This is a genomic window from Paenirhodobacter ferrireducens, assembly GCF_004022265.1.
GTDB classification, from domain to species: domain Bacteria; phylum Pseudomonadota; class Alphaproteobacteria; order Rhodobacterales; family Rhodobacteraceae; genus Rhodobacter; species Rhodobacter ferrireducens.
Map to the genome: position 1 here is coordinate 25081 of NZ_SAVB01000021.1, position 16931 is coordinate 42011.

The window sequence follows — 16931 nt, forward strand, 5'->3', positions numbered from 1 at the left end:
GAAGCCGGGGCAAGTCAACATGCCGCGGCGCGGCGCCGGGGGGCTTCAGCGGCGGAAGCTGATCGGCAGGGTGAAGCTGTAGCTTGCGTCTGTCAGCGAGGCGGGGGCGGGCGGGAAGGGGCCGGCGCGGCGCACGGCGTCGAGTGCGGCGGCATCGAGCGCGGCGCTGCCCGAGCCCGTGGCGATGCGCGCCGCGGCGAGTCCCCCCGCCCGCGTCACCGTCAGGAACACCGTCACCCGGCCCTGCGTGCGGCCCGCGGCAGTGGGGTAGCGCTTCTGCCGCTCGATCCGGGCGCGGATCGCGGCGCCCCATTCGGCGCGGGCCGAGCGGATCACGCCTTGGGTCAGCGAGGGCACCTCGGCGCTGCCGTTCACGCCCTGCGCGCCGCGCCCGCCGCTGCCCGCGGCGCGCTGCCCGGCGACCGAGGCGGTGGCGCCGCCCGGCTTGCGCGGGGTCTCGGCCGGCTCGCGGCGGCTTTGCTTCGGCGCAGGTTTTGCGGTGGGTTTGGGCGGGGCCGGGTCCGCCTGCACGGCGGGCGGGCTGTCGGGGGCGGCGGCGGCCGGGGCAGGGGCCTTCGGCGCTGCCGGCAGGGGCGGCGCGGTGGCAAGTTCGGGCAGGGCGATCTCGGGCGGTGCCTCGATCACGGGCGGGCTCGGCGGCAGGGTCAGTTCGGGTTCGGGCAGCTCGACCCGGTCCCAGCTGTCGACGAGCGCCTGAAGGTCGGCATCGGCCGCGGCAAGGGTAATCATCGCGTCGCCGCCATCGCCCGCCGAGGGCGCGCCGCCTTCGGGCAGCCCGATCCCGAAGACCGCCAGATGCAGCCCGAGCGCAAGCGCGAGGCAGGTCAGGGCTTCGAGGGCGGGGCGGGCGCGCATCGCTCAGCTCCCCGTCGCGATCAGGTCGACGCGCGCAAAGCCAAGCGCACCGAGTTGCGGCAGAAGCGCGGCCAGCACCTCGGCCGGTGCGGCGCGGTCGGCGCGCAGCGACAGCCGCGGCGGCACCGCGGCGCAATCGGCCCGGTCACAGAAGGCCGCGCGGGCGGCGGAAAGGGCGGGCAGCACGGTGGCGGCATCGCCCGTCGCCTCCTGAAAGCCAAGCTGCCCGTCTGCCCCGAGGAACAGGGTGAACTCGCCGGCTGCCTCCTCGGCCGCCCGCGCCTCGGGCGGGTCGGTTGCGAAGGGCTCGGGCGGGGCGATCTTCGCCGCCAGCAGGAAGAAGACCAGCAGCAGGAAGACCACGTTGATCATCGGCAGCAGTGTGACATTCGGCGGCCGGCGCGGCGGGGGCGAGAACTCCATCGCTCACTCCACCACGATCAGCCGGGTGAAGCCCGCGCCCCGCAGCGTGTCCATCACCGTCACCAGATCCTGCACCCCGGCCGCGCGCGGGCGCAGCACCACCGGGTCGTCGGGCCCGGTGGTCAGGGGGGCAAGCGCGGCACCGAGGCCGGCAAGCGGCGTCGCGATGCCGTTCAGCATCACCGCCCCGCCGGCGCCGACCTCGACCAGCCGCGGCGGGCCCTGCCAGCTGCCGCCGGTGCCGGTCGCGGCGACGAGGGGCAGCGCGGTCTCGGTCGAGAACCGCGAGGCGAGCATGAAGAAGACGAGCAGCAGAAAGACCACGTCGATCATCGGCGTCAGGTCGGGGCGCCGGCGCGGGCGTCTTGCGCCGAAGGCGAACATCAGCCCGCATCCCCGGGATGGTCGGCGCCCGAGCGGCCGGCGGCGACAAAGATCCGGGTCGCGAGGTCTTCCATGTCGTGGCGAAGCCGGTCGATCACCGACTCGAACCAGGTCAGCGCGACCTGCGCCGGGATCGCGACACTCATGCCGGCGGCGGTGGTCAGCAGCGCCTCCCAGATCCCCCCCGCAAGCGTCGCCGGGTCGGCGTGGCTTCCTGCCTCCTGCAGCGCCTGGAACGCGCCGATCATGCCCGTCACCGTGCCGAGCAGGCCCAGAAGCGGCCCGATCGTCGCGGCAAGTTCCAGCCCGCGCAGCCCGGCCTGCGCCTGCGCCAGCAGCGCGCGGGCCTCGCGTGCGGTCTCCTCGCGCGCCTCGGTGTCGCCCATGGCCGGATCGCCCGCCGTGGTCATCGCGGCGCGGACCAGCCGCGCGCGCAGGCTGCGCCGGCCCGATAGCATCGCCAGCGCCGTCGCCCGCTCGCCCTGCCGCCACAGCGCGACCGCGGCCGCGCTTTGCGCCCCGCCCGACCAGGCGCCGAAGGCAATCAGCCGCCAGATCTTCCACAGGATCAGCGCCACCGTCGCGACCGAGAGCGCGGCGATCGCCCACATCGCCGGCCCGCCAAGGTCCAGCACGCCGCGCAGCCGCTCGGCCCCCGCCATCACCGACAGTCCTTGTGCCGTTCCCGTTTCCATCCGCCCGCTCCTCCGCCTTTGCCCGCAGGGATAGGGGCGCGCGCGACGTTTGTCGATGCCCGGGCGGGGCGCGGCTTGAGCCTGCGACCGTGCGCCGCTAGGGTGGCGGCGACCGGAGGCAGACCATGACCGATTTCATCACCACGCCCGAGGGGCGCCGCATCGCCTATAACCGCTCGGCCGGCGAGGGGCCGGGCATCGTCTTCCTGCACGGGCTGAAATCCGACATGGAGGGGTTCAAGGCGCTGGCGCTCGAGGCCTGGGCGCAGGCGCAGGGGCGGGCCTTCCTGCGGCTCGACGTCTCGGGGCACGGCGCCTCGGGCGGCGCGTTCGAGGAGGGCGCGATCGGCGACTGGTTCGAGGATGCCCGCGCCGCGATCCGCACGCTCTGCGCCGGGCCACAGGTGGTGGTGGGCTCGTCGATGGGCGGCTGGCTTGCGCTGCTGCTGGCCCGCGACTGCCCCGATCTGGTGGCGGGGCTCGTCACCATCGCCGGCGCCCCCGATTTCACCGAGGATGGTTATGTCGCCTCCTTCACTCCCGCGCAGGCCGCGGCGCTCGAGGCACAGGGCTATGTCGATCTGCCCTCGGAATACGGCGCGCCCTATCGCATCACCCGCCGACTGATCGAGGAGGCGCGTGGCCGGCTGGTGCTGCGCGATCCGCTCCGGCTCGCGATTCCGGCGCGCTTCCTGCAAGGCACGGCCGATACCGCGGTGCCGGTGTCGGTGGCGCTGCGGCTGTTCGAGCATGCCGAGGGCGCCGATATCCGCCTGACCCTCGTGAAGGGCTCCGATCACCGCTTTTCCGACCCGGACGATCTGCGCCTGATCGAGGCGACGGTGGGCGAGGTGCTGTCGCGCCTGTGATCCGCGGAACCTTGCCCGCCGTGCCGTGCATGGGGTTTCCCCCGGCCCCGATCCGGGGCACAGTGGTGCAAAGAGCGCCACAGGCGCCACAGGCAGAGGTGAGCAGGCATGACGGCAGACCCGCTGGTCTTCCTTCCGGGATTCTTGTGTGACGCAAGGCTGTTCTGGCATCAGATCCTCGACTTTTCCGCCGACCGCACGGTGATTGCGGCGCCGCTTCTGGGCGCCACGGTCGAGGAGATGGCCGAGACGGTTCTTGCGACGCTGCCGCCGCGGGTGTCGCTCGTCGGGCACTGGCTGGGCGGGCTCGTGGCGATGGAGATCCTGCGCCGCGCCCCCGACCGGGTGGCCGAGATCGCGCTGATCGACGTCTCACCGCTCTCCGAAAGCCCGCAGGCCGCCGCGATGCGCGAACAGCGCATCGTCAAGGCCCGCGCCGGACGCCTCGACGAGATGGTGCTCGAGGAGATCCCCGCCACCGCACTTGCCCCCGGCGAGGGGCGCGAGGCGATGCAGGCGCTGCTCCTCGAGATGGCTGACAGCCTTGGCCCCGAGGGCTTCACCCGGCAAAGCCGCGCCCTGATGCGCCGCCCCGACCAGCAGCGCGCGCTGCGCAACACCCGCGTGCGCACGCTGCTGATCTGCGGCGAGTACGACACGATCTGTCCGCCGCGCCGGCACGAGTTCCTGGCCGAGCTGATGCCCCATGCGGAATTCCGGCTGATTCCCGGCGCCGGGCACCTGAGCCCGCTCGAGCGCCCGCTCGAGGTCACCCGGGCGTTGCGCGACTGGCTCGACGCCCCGCTTCTGCTGCGTTGAGGGCATCAGGACGGTTCCGGGAGGGTCCGGTTTGCGCTATAGTACACGAGGGGAGAGCTGCTGATTGGCGGCGCCGGTGTCATGACGCCGGAGGGGAGGAGAATTGATGACAGAAATTGATCTGTGCGTTTTGCGCAGCCGCGAGGTGTGTTTGCACCTGTGGCAGCTTCGGCCCCGGCATCCGCGTGCCGCGCGTCCGTGGCATGCGCCGGCTCCGGAGCGGCCGGTTCTGCCGCTGATCGCCTGCGAGACACGGCTCTTGCGCCGGATCGCCGCCGCGCATCACAGCGCGGCGCTCGGGCGGATCGCCGAACGGGCGGTTGCGGCGATCGGCGCGGCGGTGACGGACGGCGGCCGCTGAGGCCGCCGTCCCTTTCGGTCAGATCCCGCGCGACAGCGCGGCAACGCCGGTGCGCGCCACATCGACCAGACCCAGCGGCCGCATCAGCTCGGCGAAGGCGTCGATCTTCTCGGGCGTGCCGGTGACCTCGAAGACGAAGCTTTCGAGCGTGCTGTCGACCACATTGGCGCGGAAGATATCGGCCAGACGCAGCGCCTCGACCCGCTTTTCGCCGGTGCCCTGTACCTTGAACAGGGCGAGTTCCCGCTCGACCGGCTGCGCTTCGGTGGTCAGGTCGATCACCGCGTGCACCGGCACGATGCGGCCAAGCTGCGCCTTGATCTGCTCGACCACCGCCATCGTGCCGCGCGTCACGATGGTGATGCGCGAGCGGTGCCCCTTGTGGTCGATCTCGGCCACGGTGAGACTGTCGATGTTGTAGCCGCGCCCGGAGAACAGACCGATCACGCGGGCGAGAACCCCCGCCTCGTTATCGACGATCACCGCCAGTGTGTGCGAGCTTTCGACGTCCGAGTGGGTGTCGCGCAGGTCATAGGCGGAATGCGAGGTCGCGCCCTTCTTGATGTTCAGAGCGGCCATTGCCTCTCTCCTCTTGCAGAATTGCTTTCATCTTGCCCGAAATACCTCGGGGGTCCGGGGGCAGGGCCCCCGGCCTCGCGTCACACCAGCGCCGCACCCGAGCTGAAGGCCTCGGCATCGGCCGAGAGCAGCATCTCGTTGTGCGGCTTGCCCGAGGGAATCATCGGGAAGCAGTTCTCGTGCTTCTCGACCAGACAGTCGAAGAGCACCGGCCCGTCATGTTCGAGCATCTCCATGATCGCGTCGTCGAGATCCTTCGGGTCCGAGCAGACGATGCCCTTCCAGCCGAAGGCCTCGGCCAGCTTGGTGAAGTCGGGCAGGCTTTCCGACCAGCTCTGCGAATAGCGCCCGCCGTGCAGCAGGTCCTGCCATTGCCGCACCATGCCGAGCCGCTCGTTGTTCAGGATGAACTGCTTCACCGGCACGCGGAACTGCGAGCAGGTGCCCATCTCCTGCATGTTCATCAGCCAGCTCGCCTCACCCGCGACGTTGATGACGAGCGCGTCCGGATGCGCGATCTGCACCCCGATCGAGGCCGGGAAGCCATAGCCCATGGTGCCGAGCCCGCCCGAGGTCATCCAGCGGTTCGGCGCGTCGAAATGCAGGAACTGCGCCGCCCACATCTGGTGCTGGCCCACTTCGGTGGTGATGTAGCGGTCGCGGCCCTTGGTCAGCGCCTCGAGGCGTTCAAGGGCATATTGCGGCTTGATGACGGTCTCGGAGCCCGCATAGGCGAGGCAGCGGACCTTCTTCCACTCCTCGATCCGGCCCCACCATTTCGCCAGGCCTTCCTTGTTGACCTTGCGCCCGCGCGCCTTCCACACCTTCAGCACGTCCTCGAGCACATGGCCGACGTCACCGATGATCGGCAGGTCGACACGCACGATCTTGTTGATCGAGGAGGCGTCGATATCGACATGCACCTTGGTCGATTTCGGCGAGAAATCCGAGACGCGGCCGGTGATGCGGTCGTCGAAGCGGGCGCCGAGGTTGATCATCAGGTCGCAGTCATGCATCGCGAGGTTGGCCTCGTAGAGACCGTGCATGCCGAGCATTCCGAGCCAGTTCTTGCCCGAGGCCGGATAGGCGCCGAGCCCCATCAGCGTCGAGGTGATCGGGAAGCCCGTCGCATCGACCAGCTCGCACATCAGCTGGCTTGCCGCCGGGCCGGAGTTGATCACCCCGCCGCCGGTGTAGAAGATCGGCCGCGCGGCGGTCTCCATCAGCTCGACGAGCCTGGTGATCGCCTCGATGTCGCCCTTGACCTTCGGCTGGTAATTCTCGGTGCGCGCCTGTTTCGGCCCGGTATAGGTGCCGGTGGCGAACTGCACGTCCTTCGGCAGGTCGATCAGCACCGGGCCCGGCCGGCCCGAGGTCGCGACGTGGAAGGCCTGGTGGATCACCTCGGCCAGCTTGTCGGCGTCCTTCACCAGCCAGTTGTGCTTGGTGCAGGGGCGGGTGATGCCCACGGTGTCGGCCTCCTGGAAGCCGTCGGTGCCGATCATGAAGGTCGGCACCTGGCCCGAGAAGACGACGAGCGGGATGCTGTCCATCAGCGCGTCGGTGAGCCCGGTCACCGCGTTCGTCGCGCCCGGTCCCGAGGTCACCAGCACGCAGCCCGGCTTGCCGGTCGAGCGGGCATAGCCCTCGGCCATGTGCACGGCCGCCTGCTCGTGGCGGACCAGGATGTGCCGGATGTCGTTTTGCTGGAAGATCGCGTCATAGATCGGAAGGACGGCGCCGCCCGGGTAGCCGAAGATCGTGTCGACCCCCTGATCCTTCAGCGCCTGCACCACCATTTCCGCGCCGGTCATCTGCCGTGACATCATTCTCTCCATTCACCGGGGCGCGCTGCCCCCAACCCGTTTCGCAACAAAAAGCCCCCGCTTTTCTGGCGAGGGCGCATGGGAACCATCATGGTCAAACCGTCACCGGCCCATGCGCGTGTCCCCTACGACGATAAGAAGCGAGAGCATCGCTGATCCTTTCCATTGCGTTGCGGCGGACATTAGGAGGGCCGGAACGGGGCGTCAACGGGAAATCTGCAAAGAAAATGTCGCGGAGGCCTGCAAAACATTTCGAAAGTTGCCAGATCTGCTGATCGTCTGGTAATAAAACGAAAATTTTCGGGATATTGCGGGGGTTTCTGCAGGCTGTGGGGACATTTCCGCGCACTGGCGCTGGTGAGTCGGAGGCGGGCTTCGGCGCAAGGGGTTGCGAAAATGCCGGGGTCGGCTTCGCGGATCTTCCGCCCAGCTTCCCTCTTGCGCAAGATAATGTTAACGGCACCCCTTGTCGGACGACTCTGTGCATGCCAGGGCAAACTGGTCAGGAAACACGACCAGATCGGCCAAATTTCTTGACCTGTGGCCAGAACCCGTCCAAGGAAATCGCAAGCCCCGGATCTGGGGCGCAAAAAGGGAAGGGGAGGATGAGATGGGCGCTTTGCTGGCCCTTTCACGTCTGATCGACCGCATCAACGAGATCATCGGCAAATCCGTGTCGTGGCTCATCCTGATCGCGGTTCTGGTCAGCGCGGTCAACGCGACCGTGCGCAAGGTCTTCAACGTATCGTCGAATGCCTGGCTCGAGCTGCAATGGTATCTCTATGGCGCGGCCTTCCTCTTCGCCGCCGCCTATACGCTGAAGCAGAACGAGCATATCCGCATCGACATTCTCTACGGCGCCTGGTCGCGCCGCGTGCAGCACTGGATCGACCTCTTCGGCCATGTCTTCTTCCTGATGCCGATGGTCACGCTGATGATCTATCTGCTCTATCCCTATGTCATGCGCTCCTACGCCTCGGGCGAGGTCTCGACCAACGCGGGCGGTCTGATCCTGTGGCCGGCGAAGGCGCTGTTGCTGATCGGCTTCGCACAGATGTTCGCGCAGGGGATTTCCGAGATCATCAAGAAGATCGCGGTGATCCGCGGCGATCTGGCCGATCCCTTCCCCGCGACCGGCCATCACGGCCATGATCCGATCGAGCAGGAGGAGGCACTCTGATGATGGAGCTCATCGCGCAGAACATGGCGCCGATCATGTTCGTCTCGCTGATCTTCTTCCTGCTGCTCGGCTATCCGGTGGCCTTCTCGCTGGCCGCGAACGGGCTTTTGTTCTTCATCCTCGGGGTCGAGCTCGCGCCGCTGTCGGGGGGCTCGATCAACCTCAGCTGGCCGCTTCTGAACGCGATGCCCGAGCGGTTCTGGGGGGTGCTCAGCAATGACACATTGCTTGCCATTCCCTTCTTCACCTTCATGGGGATCGTGCTGGAGAAATCCGGCATGGCCGAGGATCTGCTCGACACCATCGGCCAGCTCTTCGGACCGATCCGCGGCGGTCTGGCCTATGCGGTGATCATCGTCGGCGCGCTGCTCGCGGCCACCACCGGCGTCGTCGCCGCCTCGGTGATCGCGATGGGGCTGATCTCGCTGCCGATCATGCTGCGCTATGGCTATGACCGGCGCATCGCAAGCGGGGTCATCGCGGCCTCGGGCACATTGGCGCAGATCATCCCGCCCTCGCTCGTTCTGATCGTTCTGGCCGACCAGCTCGGCCGCTCGGTGGGCGACATGTACAAGGGTGCGCTGATCCCCTCGATCGTGCTGACGGCGATCTATCTCGGCTATGTGTTGCTGATGTCGATCATCCGTCCGCATTCGATGCCGGCGCTGCCGAAAGAGGCGCGCACCCTCGGCTCGGGCGTGATGTCGCTTGTCGTCGCGCTGGCGCTTGGCGGCGCGGTCTTCTACGGTGCCTTCCGCTGGTTCGACACCGGCACCAATGCCGCCAATGCCGAGATGATGGCCGCGGCGGTCGCGGTGATCGTGGTCTACGTCCTCGCTCTGCTCGACAAGACGCTGAAGATCAACGTGATGAGCCGGCTGGCGCAGCAGGTGGTGATCGTGCTGATCCCGCCGCTCGCGCTGATCTTCCTCGTGCTCGGCACCATCTTCCTCGGCATCGCGACGCCGACCGAAGGCGGCGCCATGGGCGCGGTCGGCGCGCTGCTGCTGTCGGCGGTGAAGAACCGGCTGACCTATGGCGTGGTGCGCGACGCGCTCGCTGCCACCACGCGGCTTTCGGCCTTCGTGATGTTCATCCTGCTGGGCGCGCGGGTGTTCTCGCTCACCTTCTACGGGGTGAACGGGCATCTGTGGGTCGAGCATCTGCTGACCTCGCTGCCGGGCGGCGAGATGGGCTTCCTCATCGTCGTGTCGCTGCTGGTCTTCTTCCTGGCCTTCTTCCTCGACTTCTTCGAGCTCGCCTTCATCATCGTGCCGCTGCTGGCGCCGGCCGCCGATGCGATGGGGATCGACCTGATCTGGTTCGGCGTGATCCTCGGCGTGAACATGCAGACCTCCTTCATGCACCCGCCCTTCGGCTTCGCGCTGTTCTTCCTGCGCTCGGTGGCGCCGAAGGAGGCCTATGTCGACAAGCTGACCGGGCGGAAGATCGAGGCGGTGAAGACCTCGCACATCTACTGGGGGGCGGTGCCCTTCGTGGTGATCCAGATCGCGATGATCGCCATCGTCGTGGCCTTCCCGGGGCTGGTGATGCACTACAAGGGCAAGCCGGTCGACACCTCGAACGTCAGCTACACGCTGCCGACGATGCCGGGACTTGGCGGTCTCGGCGCGCCGGGCGCGGCGCCGGGCGGCATTCCCGCGCCGGGCGGGCTCGGCCTGCCGCCGATCGGCGCGCCGGGCGCGGCACCGGGCGGTGGCCTGACGCTGGGCACGCCGTCGCTGGGCGGCCCGCCGCCCGGACTTGGCGGCACGGCGCCGGCAACCCCGGCCCCGGCACCCGAGGGGGGCGCAAGCTCGGGCGTGCCGGCCCCGATGGGCCTCGGTGGCGCCCCGATCACCGGAAACTGAGACCAAGCGGCGGCCTTCGGGCCGCCGCTTTCGTTTCAAGGAGGCGTCCTGCCGCCCCGCCGCGACATTCTCGCTGCGGCTGCACAAGATTCGTGCCGTCAAGCCTTTATCTGGCGCGCGCTTCGGGGCAAGCTCTTGCACGGGGCAGGGGGCGGCCGCAGTCTGGGCGCGGACGGTCCCCTTCGGCAGATGCCGTGCCGACCCGGCGCGGCCAGAGACAAAGACGGTTTCAACATGGCGATTTCCAAGGCACTTGCGGACGAGTTGGAACGGCGGCGCGCGGTTGCGCTGGCAGGCGGCGGCGAGAAGAAGGCCGAGGCGCGCCATGCCGAGGCGCGGATGACCGCGCGCGAGCGGCTCGAGGCGCTGTTCTCGCCCGGCACCTTTCAGGAGTTCGGCCTGCACGCGCGCCACAACACCCGCCACTTCGGCATGGAATCGCGCGAGATCCCGGGCGATGGTGTGATCACCGGTACGGGCTTCGTCGACGGCCGCCCGGTCGCCGCCTTTAGCCAGGACTTCACCGTCTCGGGCGGGTCGCTGGGCGAGATCCATGCGAAGAAGATCTGTCACACACTCGACCACGCCGGCAAGGCCGGGGTGCCGATCATCGGCTTCAACGATTCCGGCGGGGCGCGGATCCAGGAAGGGGTCGGCGCGCTCTCGGCCTATGGCCAGGTGTTCTACCGCAACGTGCAGCTGTCGGGCGTGGTGCCGCAGATCTCGGTGATCGCCGGGCCCTGCGCGGGCGGTGCCGCCTATTCGCCGGCGCTGACCGATTTCACCATCATGACCCGCGAGCATGCACAGATGTTCATCTGCGGCCCCGAGGTGATCCGCGCGGTCACCGGACAGGCGACCAGCATGGACGAGATCGGTTCGGCCGAGGTGCAGGCCTCGGTTGCGGGCAACATCCACTTCATCGCCGAGGATGACGCGCACGCCGTGGCGCTGGTGCACCGGCTGCTGTCGTTCCTGCCCTCGAACAACATGATGGACCCGCCGCACCGGATCGAGCCCGAGCTCGCCATCGCCGACGACCCTGTGCTCGACGATCTGGTGCCCGAGGACCCGAAGGCGCCCTTCGATTGCCGCAAGGTGATCGAGCGACTGGCGGACGAGGGCGATTTCCTTGAAGTGATGGCGGAATTCGCCGCGAACATCGTCATCGGCTTCGGCCGGATCGGTGGCATCGTGGTGGGCTTCGTCGCGAACCAGCCGATGGTGAAGGCCGGGGCGCTCGACATCGACGCCTCGGACAAGGCGGCGCGCTTCGTGCGGTTTTGCAACATCTTCAATATCCCGCTGGTGACGCTCGTCGACGTGCCGGGCTTCCTGCCCGGCGTGCACGAGGAACGGCGCGGCATCATCCGCCACGGCGCGAAGATGCTGTTCTCCTATGCCTCCTCGACGGTGCCGAAGATCACCGTCATCATGCGCAAGGCCTATGGCGGCGCCTATATCGCGATGTGCAGCCAGGACATGGGGGCCGATCGCGTCCTTGCCTGGCCCTCGGCCGAGATCGCGGTGATGGGCGCCGAGGGGGCGGTGAACATCCTCTACCGCAAGGAGCTGTCCGAGGCCGAGGACAAGCGCGCCAAGGCGAAGGAGCTGGCCGAGGAATACCGCGCCGAATTCGCCTCGCCCTATCTGTCGGCCGGGATGCTCTTCGTGTCGGACGTGATCCAGCCGCGCCAGACCCGCTCCGCCATCGCGCTGGCGCTGCGCGGGCTGATGTCGAAACGCGAGACGCGGCCGCCGAAGAAGCACGGCAACATCCCGCTGTAAGGACCTGGCCATGCTCGACAATCTTGAACTGATCGGCACGGGCTTCACGGTGGTGCTGATGGTGCTCGCCGCACTGTGGGGGATGAGTGCGCTGGTCGGGCGCGCCTTCACCCGCGCCGCCGCTGCGCCGAAACCCGCCGTCGGCCCCCCTGCACCCGCACCCGCGCCCGTGGTGGCGCCGGGCGTGCCGCCCCATCACCTCGTCGCGATTGCCGCGGCGGTGGCCGAGACGTTGGGGGCGGGGGTGCGCATCACCCGCGTCGCGGCCCCCGGCCACAAGGTCGAGGGCTGGCCGATGGAAGGCCGGATCGAGACCTTCACCGCACATCGCATCCGCACCGACTGGGGCCCGACCCGGCCCACGCTCGGCGGCGAAACCCCCGACATCCTGAGAGGACATCAGCCATGAAACGCTTGCGGATCACTGTCGAAGGCATCGCCTATGAGGTGACGGTCGAGGATCTGGACGCGGCCCCCGCCGCCGCTGCGGCCCCCGTGGCCCCGGTTGTCGCGCCCCGTCCCGCAGCGGCCAGCGCGCCGAAACCCGTGCCGGCCCCGGTCGTGGCGGCGCCGGCCGCCCCCGCGGGGGCGGGCTCGGTGCCCAGCCCGCTGGCTGGCACCGTGGTCAGCGTCGCCGTCTCGGTCGGCCAGACCGTCGCCGCGGGTGAGCTGCTGCTGGTGCTCGAGGCGATGAAGATGAACACCAACATCGGCGCGCCGCAGGCCGGCACGGTGAGCGCGGTGAACGTCGCCCCCGGCGCCACCGTGACCGAGGGGCAGATCCTCGTCACTTTGGCCTGACGGGGGCGCAGATGGAGGGCTCGAAGCTCGAACAGCTCTGGTCGCTGACCGCGATCCCCGACGTCACCTGGCAGATGGTCGTGATGTGGGCCGTGGTCGCGGTGCTTTTCTACCTTGCGGTCTGGCGTCAGTTCGAACCGCTGCTGCTGATCCCGATCGCCTTCGGCGCGCTTCTGGCCAACCTGCCGACCGAGGGGCTGGTGAATGCGCCGGTGAACGGCGAGGCCGGGGGGCTTTACTATTACATCTCGATGGGGGTGAAGCTCGAGATCTTCCCGCCGCTGATCTTCCTCGGCGTCGGGGCGCTGACCGATTTCGGCCCGCTGATCGCCAACCCGCGCACCCTGCTGCTGGGGGCGGCGGCGCAGTTCGGCGTCTTTGCCACCTTCTTCGGGGCGACGATGATCGGCTTCACCCCGCAGGAGGCCTCGGCGATCGGCATCATCGGCGGGGCCGATGGCCCGACCTCGATCTTCCTTGCGAACAAGCTTGCGCCCGATCTGCTCGCCCCGATCGCCGTTGCCGCCTACAGTTACATGGCGCTGGTGCCGATGATCCAGCCGCCGATCATGCGCGCGCTGACCACCAAGGCCGAGCGCAAGATCCGGATGCAGTCGCTGCGCCCGGTGTCGCGGCTGGAAAAGCTGATCTTCGCGGTGCTGGTGACGATCGTCGTGATCTTGCTGGTCCCTGCGGCCTCGGCGCTGATCGGGATGCTGATGCTTGGCAACTTCCTGCGCGAAAGCCTGGTGGCCGAGCGGCTGACGAAGGCCGCACAGAACGAGGTGGTCAATGTCACCACCATCCTGCTTGGCACCTCGGTCGGCATCACCATGACCGGCGAGCGGTTTTTGGACGCGAGCACGCTGAAGATCCTGGCACTTGGCGTCGTGGCCTTTGGCGTGTCGACGGCGGCAGGGGTGCTGATGGCGAAGCTGATGAACCTGGTGTCGAAGACCAAGATTAACCCGCTGATCGGCTCGGCCGGGGTCTCGGCGGTGCCGATGGCGGCGCGGGTGAGCCACAACGAGGGCCAGCGCGCCGACCCGAACAACTACCTGCTCATGCACGCGATGGGGCCCAACGTAGCCGGCGTGATCGGCACGGCGGTGGTCGCGGGCTATTTCATCGCCTGGTTCGGCGGCTGATCCGGCCGCCCTCGGAAACGCAAAACGCGCCCCTCGGGGCGCGTTTTTTTCATCTTCGGGCGGGGCCAGGCGTCAGGCCGCGCGCACCGGCGGCTTGCGGCTGCCCTTCGGTGCCTCGGGGGCATTCGCGTCGATGAAGTCGAGGATCAGCGGGCGGATGTTCTTGCGCCAGCTCGAGCCCGCGAAGATGCCGTAATGGCCGGCGCCCGGTTCGAGGTGCTGGGCCTTCTTCGCCTCGGGCAGACCGGTGCACAGGCCAAGCGCCGCGACGCATTGCCCGGGCGCCGAGATGTCGTCATTCGCGCCCTCGACGGTATGCACCGCGACCGAAGTGATCTTGCCGATGTCGACGCGCTTGCCCTCGATGGTGAAGCGGTTGTGCGCGATCTCCAGCCCCTTGAAGATGCGCTCGACGGTCGAGAGATAGAACTCGGCCGTCATGTCCATCACCGAGAGGTATTCATCGTAGAAGACGTTGTGGTGGTCGCGCTCGCTGCCCTCGCCCTTGGCCTCGGCGACGATCTTCTTCTGGAAGGCGTCGGCGTGCTTTTCCATGTTCATCGAGATGAAGGAGGCAAGCTGCATCAGCCCGGGATAGACCATCCGCCCGGCGCCCTTGTACTTGAAGCCGACGCGCTGGATCACCAGCTGCTCGAGCTGGCCCATGGTGACGCGGCGGCCGAAATCGGTGACTTCGGTCGCGGCGGCGTCGGGATCGATCGGGCCGCCGATCAGGGTCAGCGTGCGCGGCTGCGCAGCGGGGTCTTCCTCGGCCAGATAGGCGGTCGCGGCGAGCGTCAGCGGCGCCGGCTGACACACTGCGATGACGTTGATGTCAGGCCCGAGGAAGCGCATGAAATCGACGAGGTAGAGGGTGTAATCCTCGATGTCAAACTTGCCCTCGCTCACCGGGATGTCGCGGGCGTTGTGCCAGTCCGTCACGTAGACTTCACAGTCCGGCAGCAGGCTCGCCACGGTGGAGCGGAGGAGAGTCGCGTAATGGCCCGACATCGGGGCAACGAGGAGCACGCGGCGGGCCATCTGCGCCCGGCCCTGTACCTTGAAATGCACGAGCGACCCGAAAGGTTTGTCGAGCAGCGTCTCGACCTCGACGGTGTGGTCGCGGCCGTCGACGCCGGGAATCGAGCGGATCCCCCAGTCGGGCTTGATCACCATGCGCGCGAAGCTGCGCTCGGTCACCCGGCCCCAGGCCGAGAGCAGTTTGAACATCGGATGGGGCGTCAGCCCCCAGACCGGGTAGGAGGCCATGGCCCGTGCCGAGGCACCCATCCACTCGTTCGTGTTCCTGATGGTCTCCATCAGGTCGTAGCTCATCATGCCCTTCATCGTAACGCCTTTACCCGAGTACAAAATCCCTCAAAACGCCGCTTTACGCTTCCCCGAAGGCGACGTTATGCTCCCCATAATTAGGATAGGGAGGATTGATCGTTATGACAACAACAGACGAGGCCCCCGTTGCTGCATCGCAGCAAATGCAGGAAAATCTCGCGAAGATCGAGACCCTGACTCAACGCCTGGTTGATGCCCTGGCGAAGAAGCGCCCCCCCAATCCGGCGATCGACGGGCCCGGTCTTGATCTTTACCTCAATACCAGCGCCGCCCTGCTGAAGGAACTCGCCGAGAATCCCTCGAAGATCCTCGAGGCCCAGGTGACCTACTGGGGCCAAGCGATGAAGCACTATGTCGAGGCGACGCATGCGCTGTCGCAAGGCGCGTTCAAGGCGCCGGCCGATCCGGGCCCGAAAGACCGCCGCTTCACCAACCCGCTGTGGGACACCCACCCCTATTTCAACTTCGTCAAGCAGCAGTATCTGATCTCGGCAAAGGCGATGGAGGACGCGGTCGAGCGCATCGAGGGGCTCGACCCGGTCGACCGCCGGCGGCTGACCTATTTCACCCGGCAGATCGTCGACATGATGGCGCCGACGAACTTCCTTGCCACCAATCCCGACGCGCTGGAGAAGGCGGTGGCGACCGAGGGGGCGAGCCTGGTGCTGGGGCTCGAGAACCTCGTGCGCGATGTCGAGGAGAACAAGGGCGAGCTGATCGTCACGCTCTCCGACAAGAACGCCTTCGCCGTGGGGCACAACATCGGCACCGCCGAGGGCTCGGTGGTGTTCCGCAACCGGATGTTCGAGCTGATCCAATACAAGCCGACCACCGAGACGGTGCACCGCACGCCGCTCATCATCTTCCCGCCGTGGATCAACAAGTTCTACATCCTCGATCTGAAACCCGCGAACTCGCTGATCCGCTGGATCGTCGATCAGGGCTTCACCCTGTTCGTGGTCAGCTGGAAGAACCCCGATGCGAGCTATGCCGATGTCGGCATGGACACCTATGTGAGCGAGGGCTATCTGACCGCGATCGAGCAGGTGAAGGAGATCACCGGCGAGAAGAAGGTGAACGCGGTCGGCTATTGCATCGCCGGCACCACGCTCAGCCTGACGCTTGCCCTGCTCGAGAAGCGCAAGGACAAGTCGGTCAACTCGGCCACCTTCCTCACCACGCTGACCGACTTCTCGGACCAGGGCGAATTCACCGCCTATCTGCAGGACGATTTCGTCGGCGGCATCGAGCAGCTGATCAAGCAGCAAGGCGTGCTGGCCGCAAGCTTCATGCAGCGCACCTTCTCCTTCCTGCGCGCGAACGACCTGATCTATGCGCCGGCGATCCGCTCTTACATGATGGGCGAGGCGCCGCCGGCCTTCGACCTGCTCTACTGGAATGGCGATTCGACGAACCTGCCCGGGCGGATGGCGGTCGAGTATCTGCGCGGGCTGTGTCAGGAGGACCGCTTCACCACCAAGGGCTTCCCGCTTCTGGGAGAGACGGTGAAGATCTCCGAGGTGAAGGTGCCGCTCTGCGCGCTCGCCTGCGAGACCGACCACATCGCACCCTGGATCGCCTCGTTCAATGGCATGGCGCAGATGGGATCGGCCGACAAGACCTTCATCTTGTCGGAATCGGGCCATGTCGCCGGGGTGGTGAACCCGCCGACGAAGAAGAAATACGGCCATTACACCTCCGAGGCGCCGATCCGGGATCCGAACGAATGGAAGGGCAAGGCGACCTATCACGAGGGCAGCTGGTGGCCGACCTGGGGCGCCTGGCTGGCCGAGCGCTCGGGCGCGATGGTGCCGGCGCGGGTTCCGGGCGGCGCGAAGCACCCGGTGCTCGGCCCGGCCCCCGGCACCTATGTGAGCGAGGTGGTCGCCGCCTGATCGGGCGGCGCAACTCTCCCTTTGGTTGAAAATTCTCTGCGGCGCAGCATTTTTCACTTGAAATGC

At 67.7% G+C, this 16931-nt stretch carries 17 protein-coding genes; 10 read left to right on the plus strand and 7 right to left on the minus strand.

The genetic code is table 11. The features are described 5' to 3' along the window. Nucleotides 1-45 precede the first annotated feature (45 nt). From EOW65_RS14700 to EOW65_RS14715, 4 genes are read right to left on the minus strand one after another with little or no spacing between them, the layout of a single operon-like run. A complete protein-coding gene (locus EOW65_RS14700) occupies nt 46-876 on the minus strand; it encodes a TonB family protein (RefSeq protein ID WP_128150671.1) in 831 nt (276 codons plus the stop codon). A gap of 3 nt (nt 877-879) precedes the next feature. Then, complete coding sequence (locus EOW65_RS14705; protein WP_128150673.1) at nt 880-1299, minus strand: biopolymer transporter ExbD; 420 nt, start codon at nt 1297-1299, stop codon at nt 880-882. Between the two features lie 3 nt (nt 1300-1302). Beyond that, entirely contained in the window at nt 1303-1683 is a 381-nt protein-coding gene (locus EOW65_RS14710) for an ExbD/TolR family protein (RefSeq protein WP_128150675.1), read from the minus strand. Then, a complete protein-coding gene (locus tag EOW65_RS14715) occupies nt 1683-2378 on the minus strand; it encodes a MotA/TolQ/ExbB proton channel family protein (RefSeq protein ID WP_128150677.1) in 696 nt (231 codons plus the stop codon). The genes EOW65_RS14710 and EOW65_RS14715 overlap by 1 nt, the downstream gene beginning before the upstream one ends. A gap of 125 nt (nt 2379-2503) precedes the next feature. Here EOW65_RS14715 and EOW65_RS14720 point away from each other — a divergent pair, with 125 nt between their 5' ends. From EOW65_RS14720 to EOW65_RS14730, 3 genes are all read left to right on the plus strand, one after another. Continuing rightward, entirely contained in the window at nt 2504-3247 is a 744-nt protein-coding gene (locus EOW65_RS14720; protein ID WP_128150679.1) for an alpha/beta hydrolase, read from the plus strand. A 108-nt stretch (nt 3248-3355) separates the two neighbouring features. After that, nucleotides 3356-4066: an alpha/beta fold hydrolase gene (locus tag EOW65_RS14725; protein ID WP_128150681.1), complete on the plus strand. Its 711-nt coding sequence runs from the start codon at nt 3356-3358 to the stop codon at nt 4064-4066. A 106-nt stretch (nt 4067-4172) separates the two neighbouring features. Continuing rightward, complete coding sequence (locus EOW65_RS14730; RefSeq protein WP_164880112.1) at nt 4173-4427, plus strand: hypothetical protein; 255 nt, start codon at nt 4173-4175, stop codon at nt 4425-4427. 18 nt (nt 4428-4445) lie between these two features. Here the strand turns inward: EOW65_RS14730 and ilvN are convergent, their stop codons facing one another. Together ilvN and EOW65_RS14740 are read right to left on the minus strand one after the other, a co-directional pair. Continuing rightward, nucleotides 4446-5006 carry an acetolactate synthase small subunit gene (ilvN, locus tag EOW65_RS14735; protein WP_128150685.1) on the minus strand — a complete coding sequence of 187 codons (561 nt, stop codon included), beginning with the start codon at nt 5004-5006 and terminating at the stop codon, nt 4446-4448. An 80-nt stretch (nt 5007-5086) separates the two neighbouring features. Then, a complete protein-coding gene (locus EOW65_RS14740) occupies nt 5087-6832 on the minus strand; it encodes an acetolactate synthase 3 large subunit (protein ID WP_128150686.1) in 1746 nt (581 codons plus the stop codon). A gap of 610 nt (nt 6833-7442) precedes the next feature. Here EOW65_RS14740 and EOW65_RS14745 point away from each other — a divergent pair. The 6 genes from EOW65_RS14745 (at nt 7443) to EOW65_RS14770 (ending at nt 13620) form a co-directional block, all read left to right on the plus strand. Further along, complete coding sequence (locus EOW65_RS14745; RefSeq protein ID WP_128150688.1) at nt 7443-8012, plus strand: TRAP transporter small permease subunit; 570 nt, start codon at nt 7443-7445, stop codon at nt 8010-8012. Next, nucleotides 8012-9883 (plus strand): TRAP transporter large permease, encoded by a 1872-nt coding sequence (locus tag EOW65_RS14750; protein ID WP_128150690.1) that lies wholly within the window; start codon nt 8012-8014, stop codon nt 9881-9883. The genes EOW65_RS14745 and EOW65_RS14750 overlap by 1 nt, the downstream gene beginning before the upstream one ends. Before the next feature lie 234 nt (nt 9884-10117). Then, complete coding sequence (locus EOW65_RS14755; protein ID WP_128150692.1) at nt 10118-11671, plus strand: acyl-CoA carboxylase subunit beta; 1554 nt, start codon at nt 10118-10120, stop codon at nt 11669-11671. 10 nt (nt 11672-11681) lie between these two features. Beyond that, on the plus strand, nt 11682-12080 hold the full coding sequence (locus tag EOW65_RS14760; protein WP_128150694.1) for an OadG family transporter subunit: 399 nt from the start codon (nt 11682-11684) through the stop codon (nt 12078-12080). After that, nucleotides 12077-12472: a biotin/lipoyl-containing protein gene (locus tag EOW65_RS14765; RefSeq protein WP_128150696.1), complete on the plus strand. Its 396-nt coding sequence runs from the start codon at nt 12077-12079 to the stop codon at nt 12470-12472. Before EOW65_RS14760 ends, EOW65_RS14765 begins: the two co-directional genes overlap by 4 nt. Before the next feature lie 11 nt (nt 12473-12483). Continuing rightward, nucleotides 12484-13620 carry a sodium ion-translocating decarboxylase subunit beta gene (locus EOW65_RS14770; protein WP_128150698.1) on the plus strand — a complete coding sequence of 379 codons (1137 nt, stop codon included), beginning with the start codon at nt 12484-12486 and terminating at the stop codon, nt 13618-13620. Nucleotides 13621-13692: 72 nt separating this feature from the next. Here the strand turns inward: EOW65_RS14770 and phaZ are convergent, their stop codons facing one another. Further along, entirely contained in the window at nt 13693-14967 is a 1275-nt protein-coding gene (gene phaZ / locus EOW65_RS14775) for a polyhydroxyalkanoate depolymerase (RefSeq protein ID WP_128150700.1), read from the minus strand. Between the two features lie 104 nt (nt 14968-15071). Here phaZ and phaC point away from each other — a divergent pair, with 104 nt between their 5' ends. Then, a complete protein-coding gene (gene phaC, locus EOW65_RS14780) occupies nt 15072-16865 on the plus strand; it encodes a class I poly(R)-hydroxyalkanoic acid synthase (protein WP_128150702.1) in 1794 nt (597 codons plus the stop codon). Nucleotides 16866-16931 lie beyond the last annotated feature (66 nt).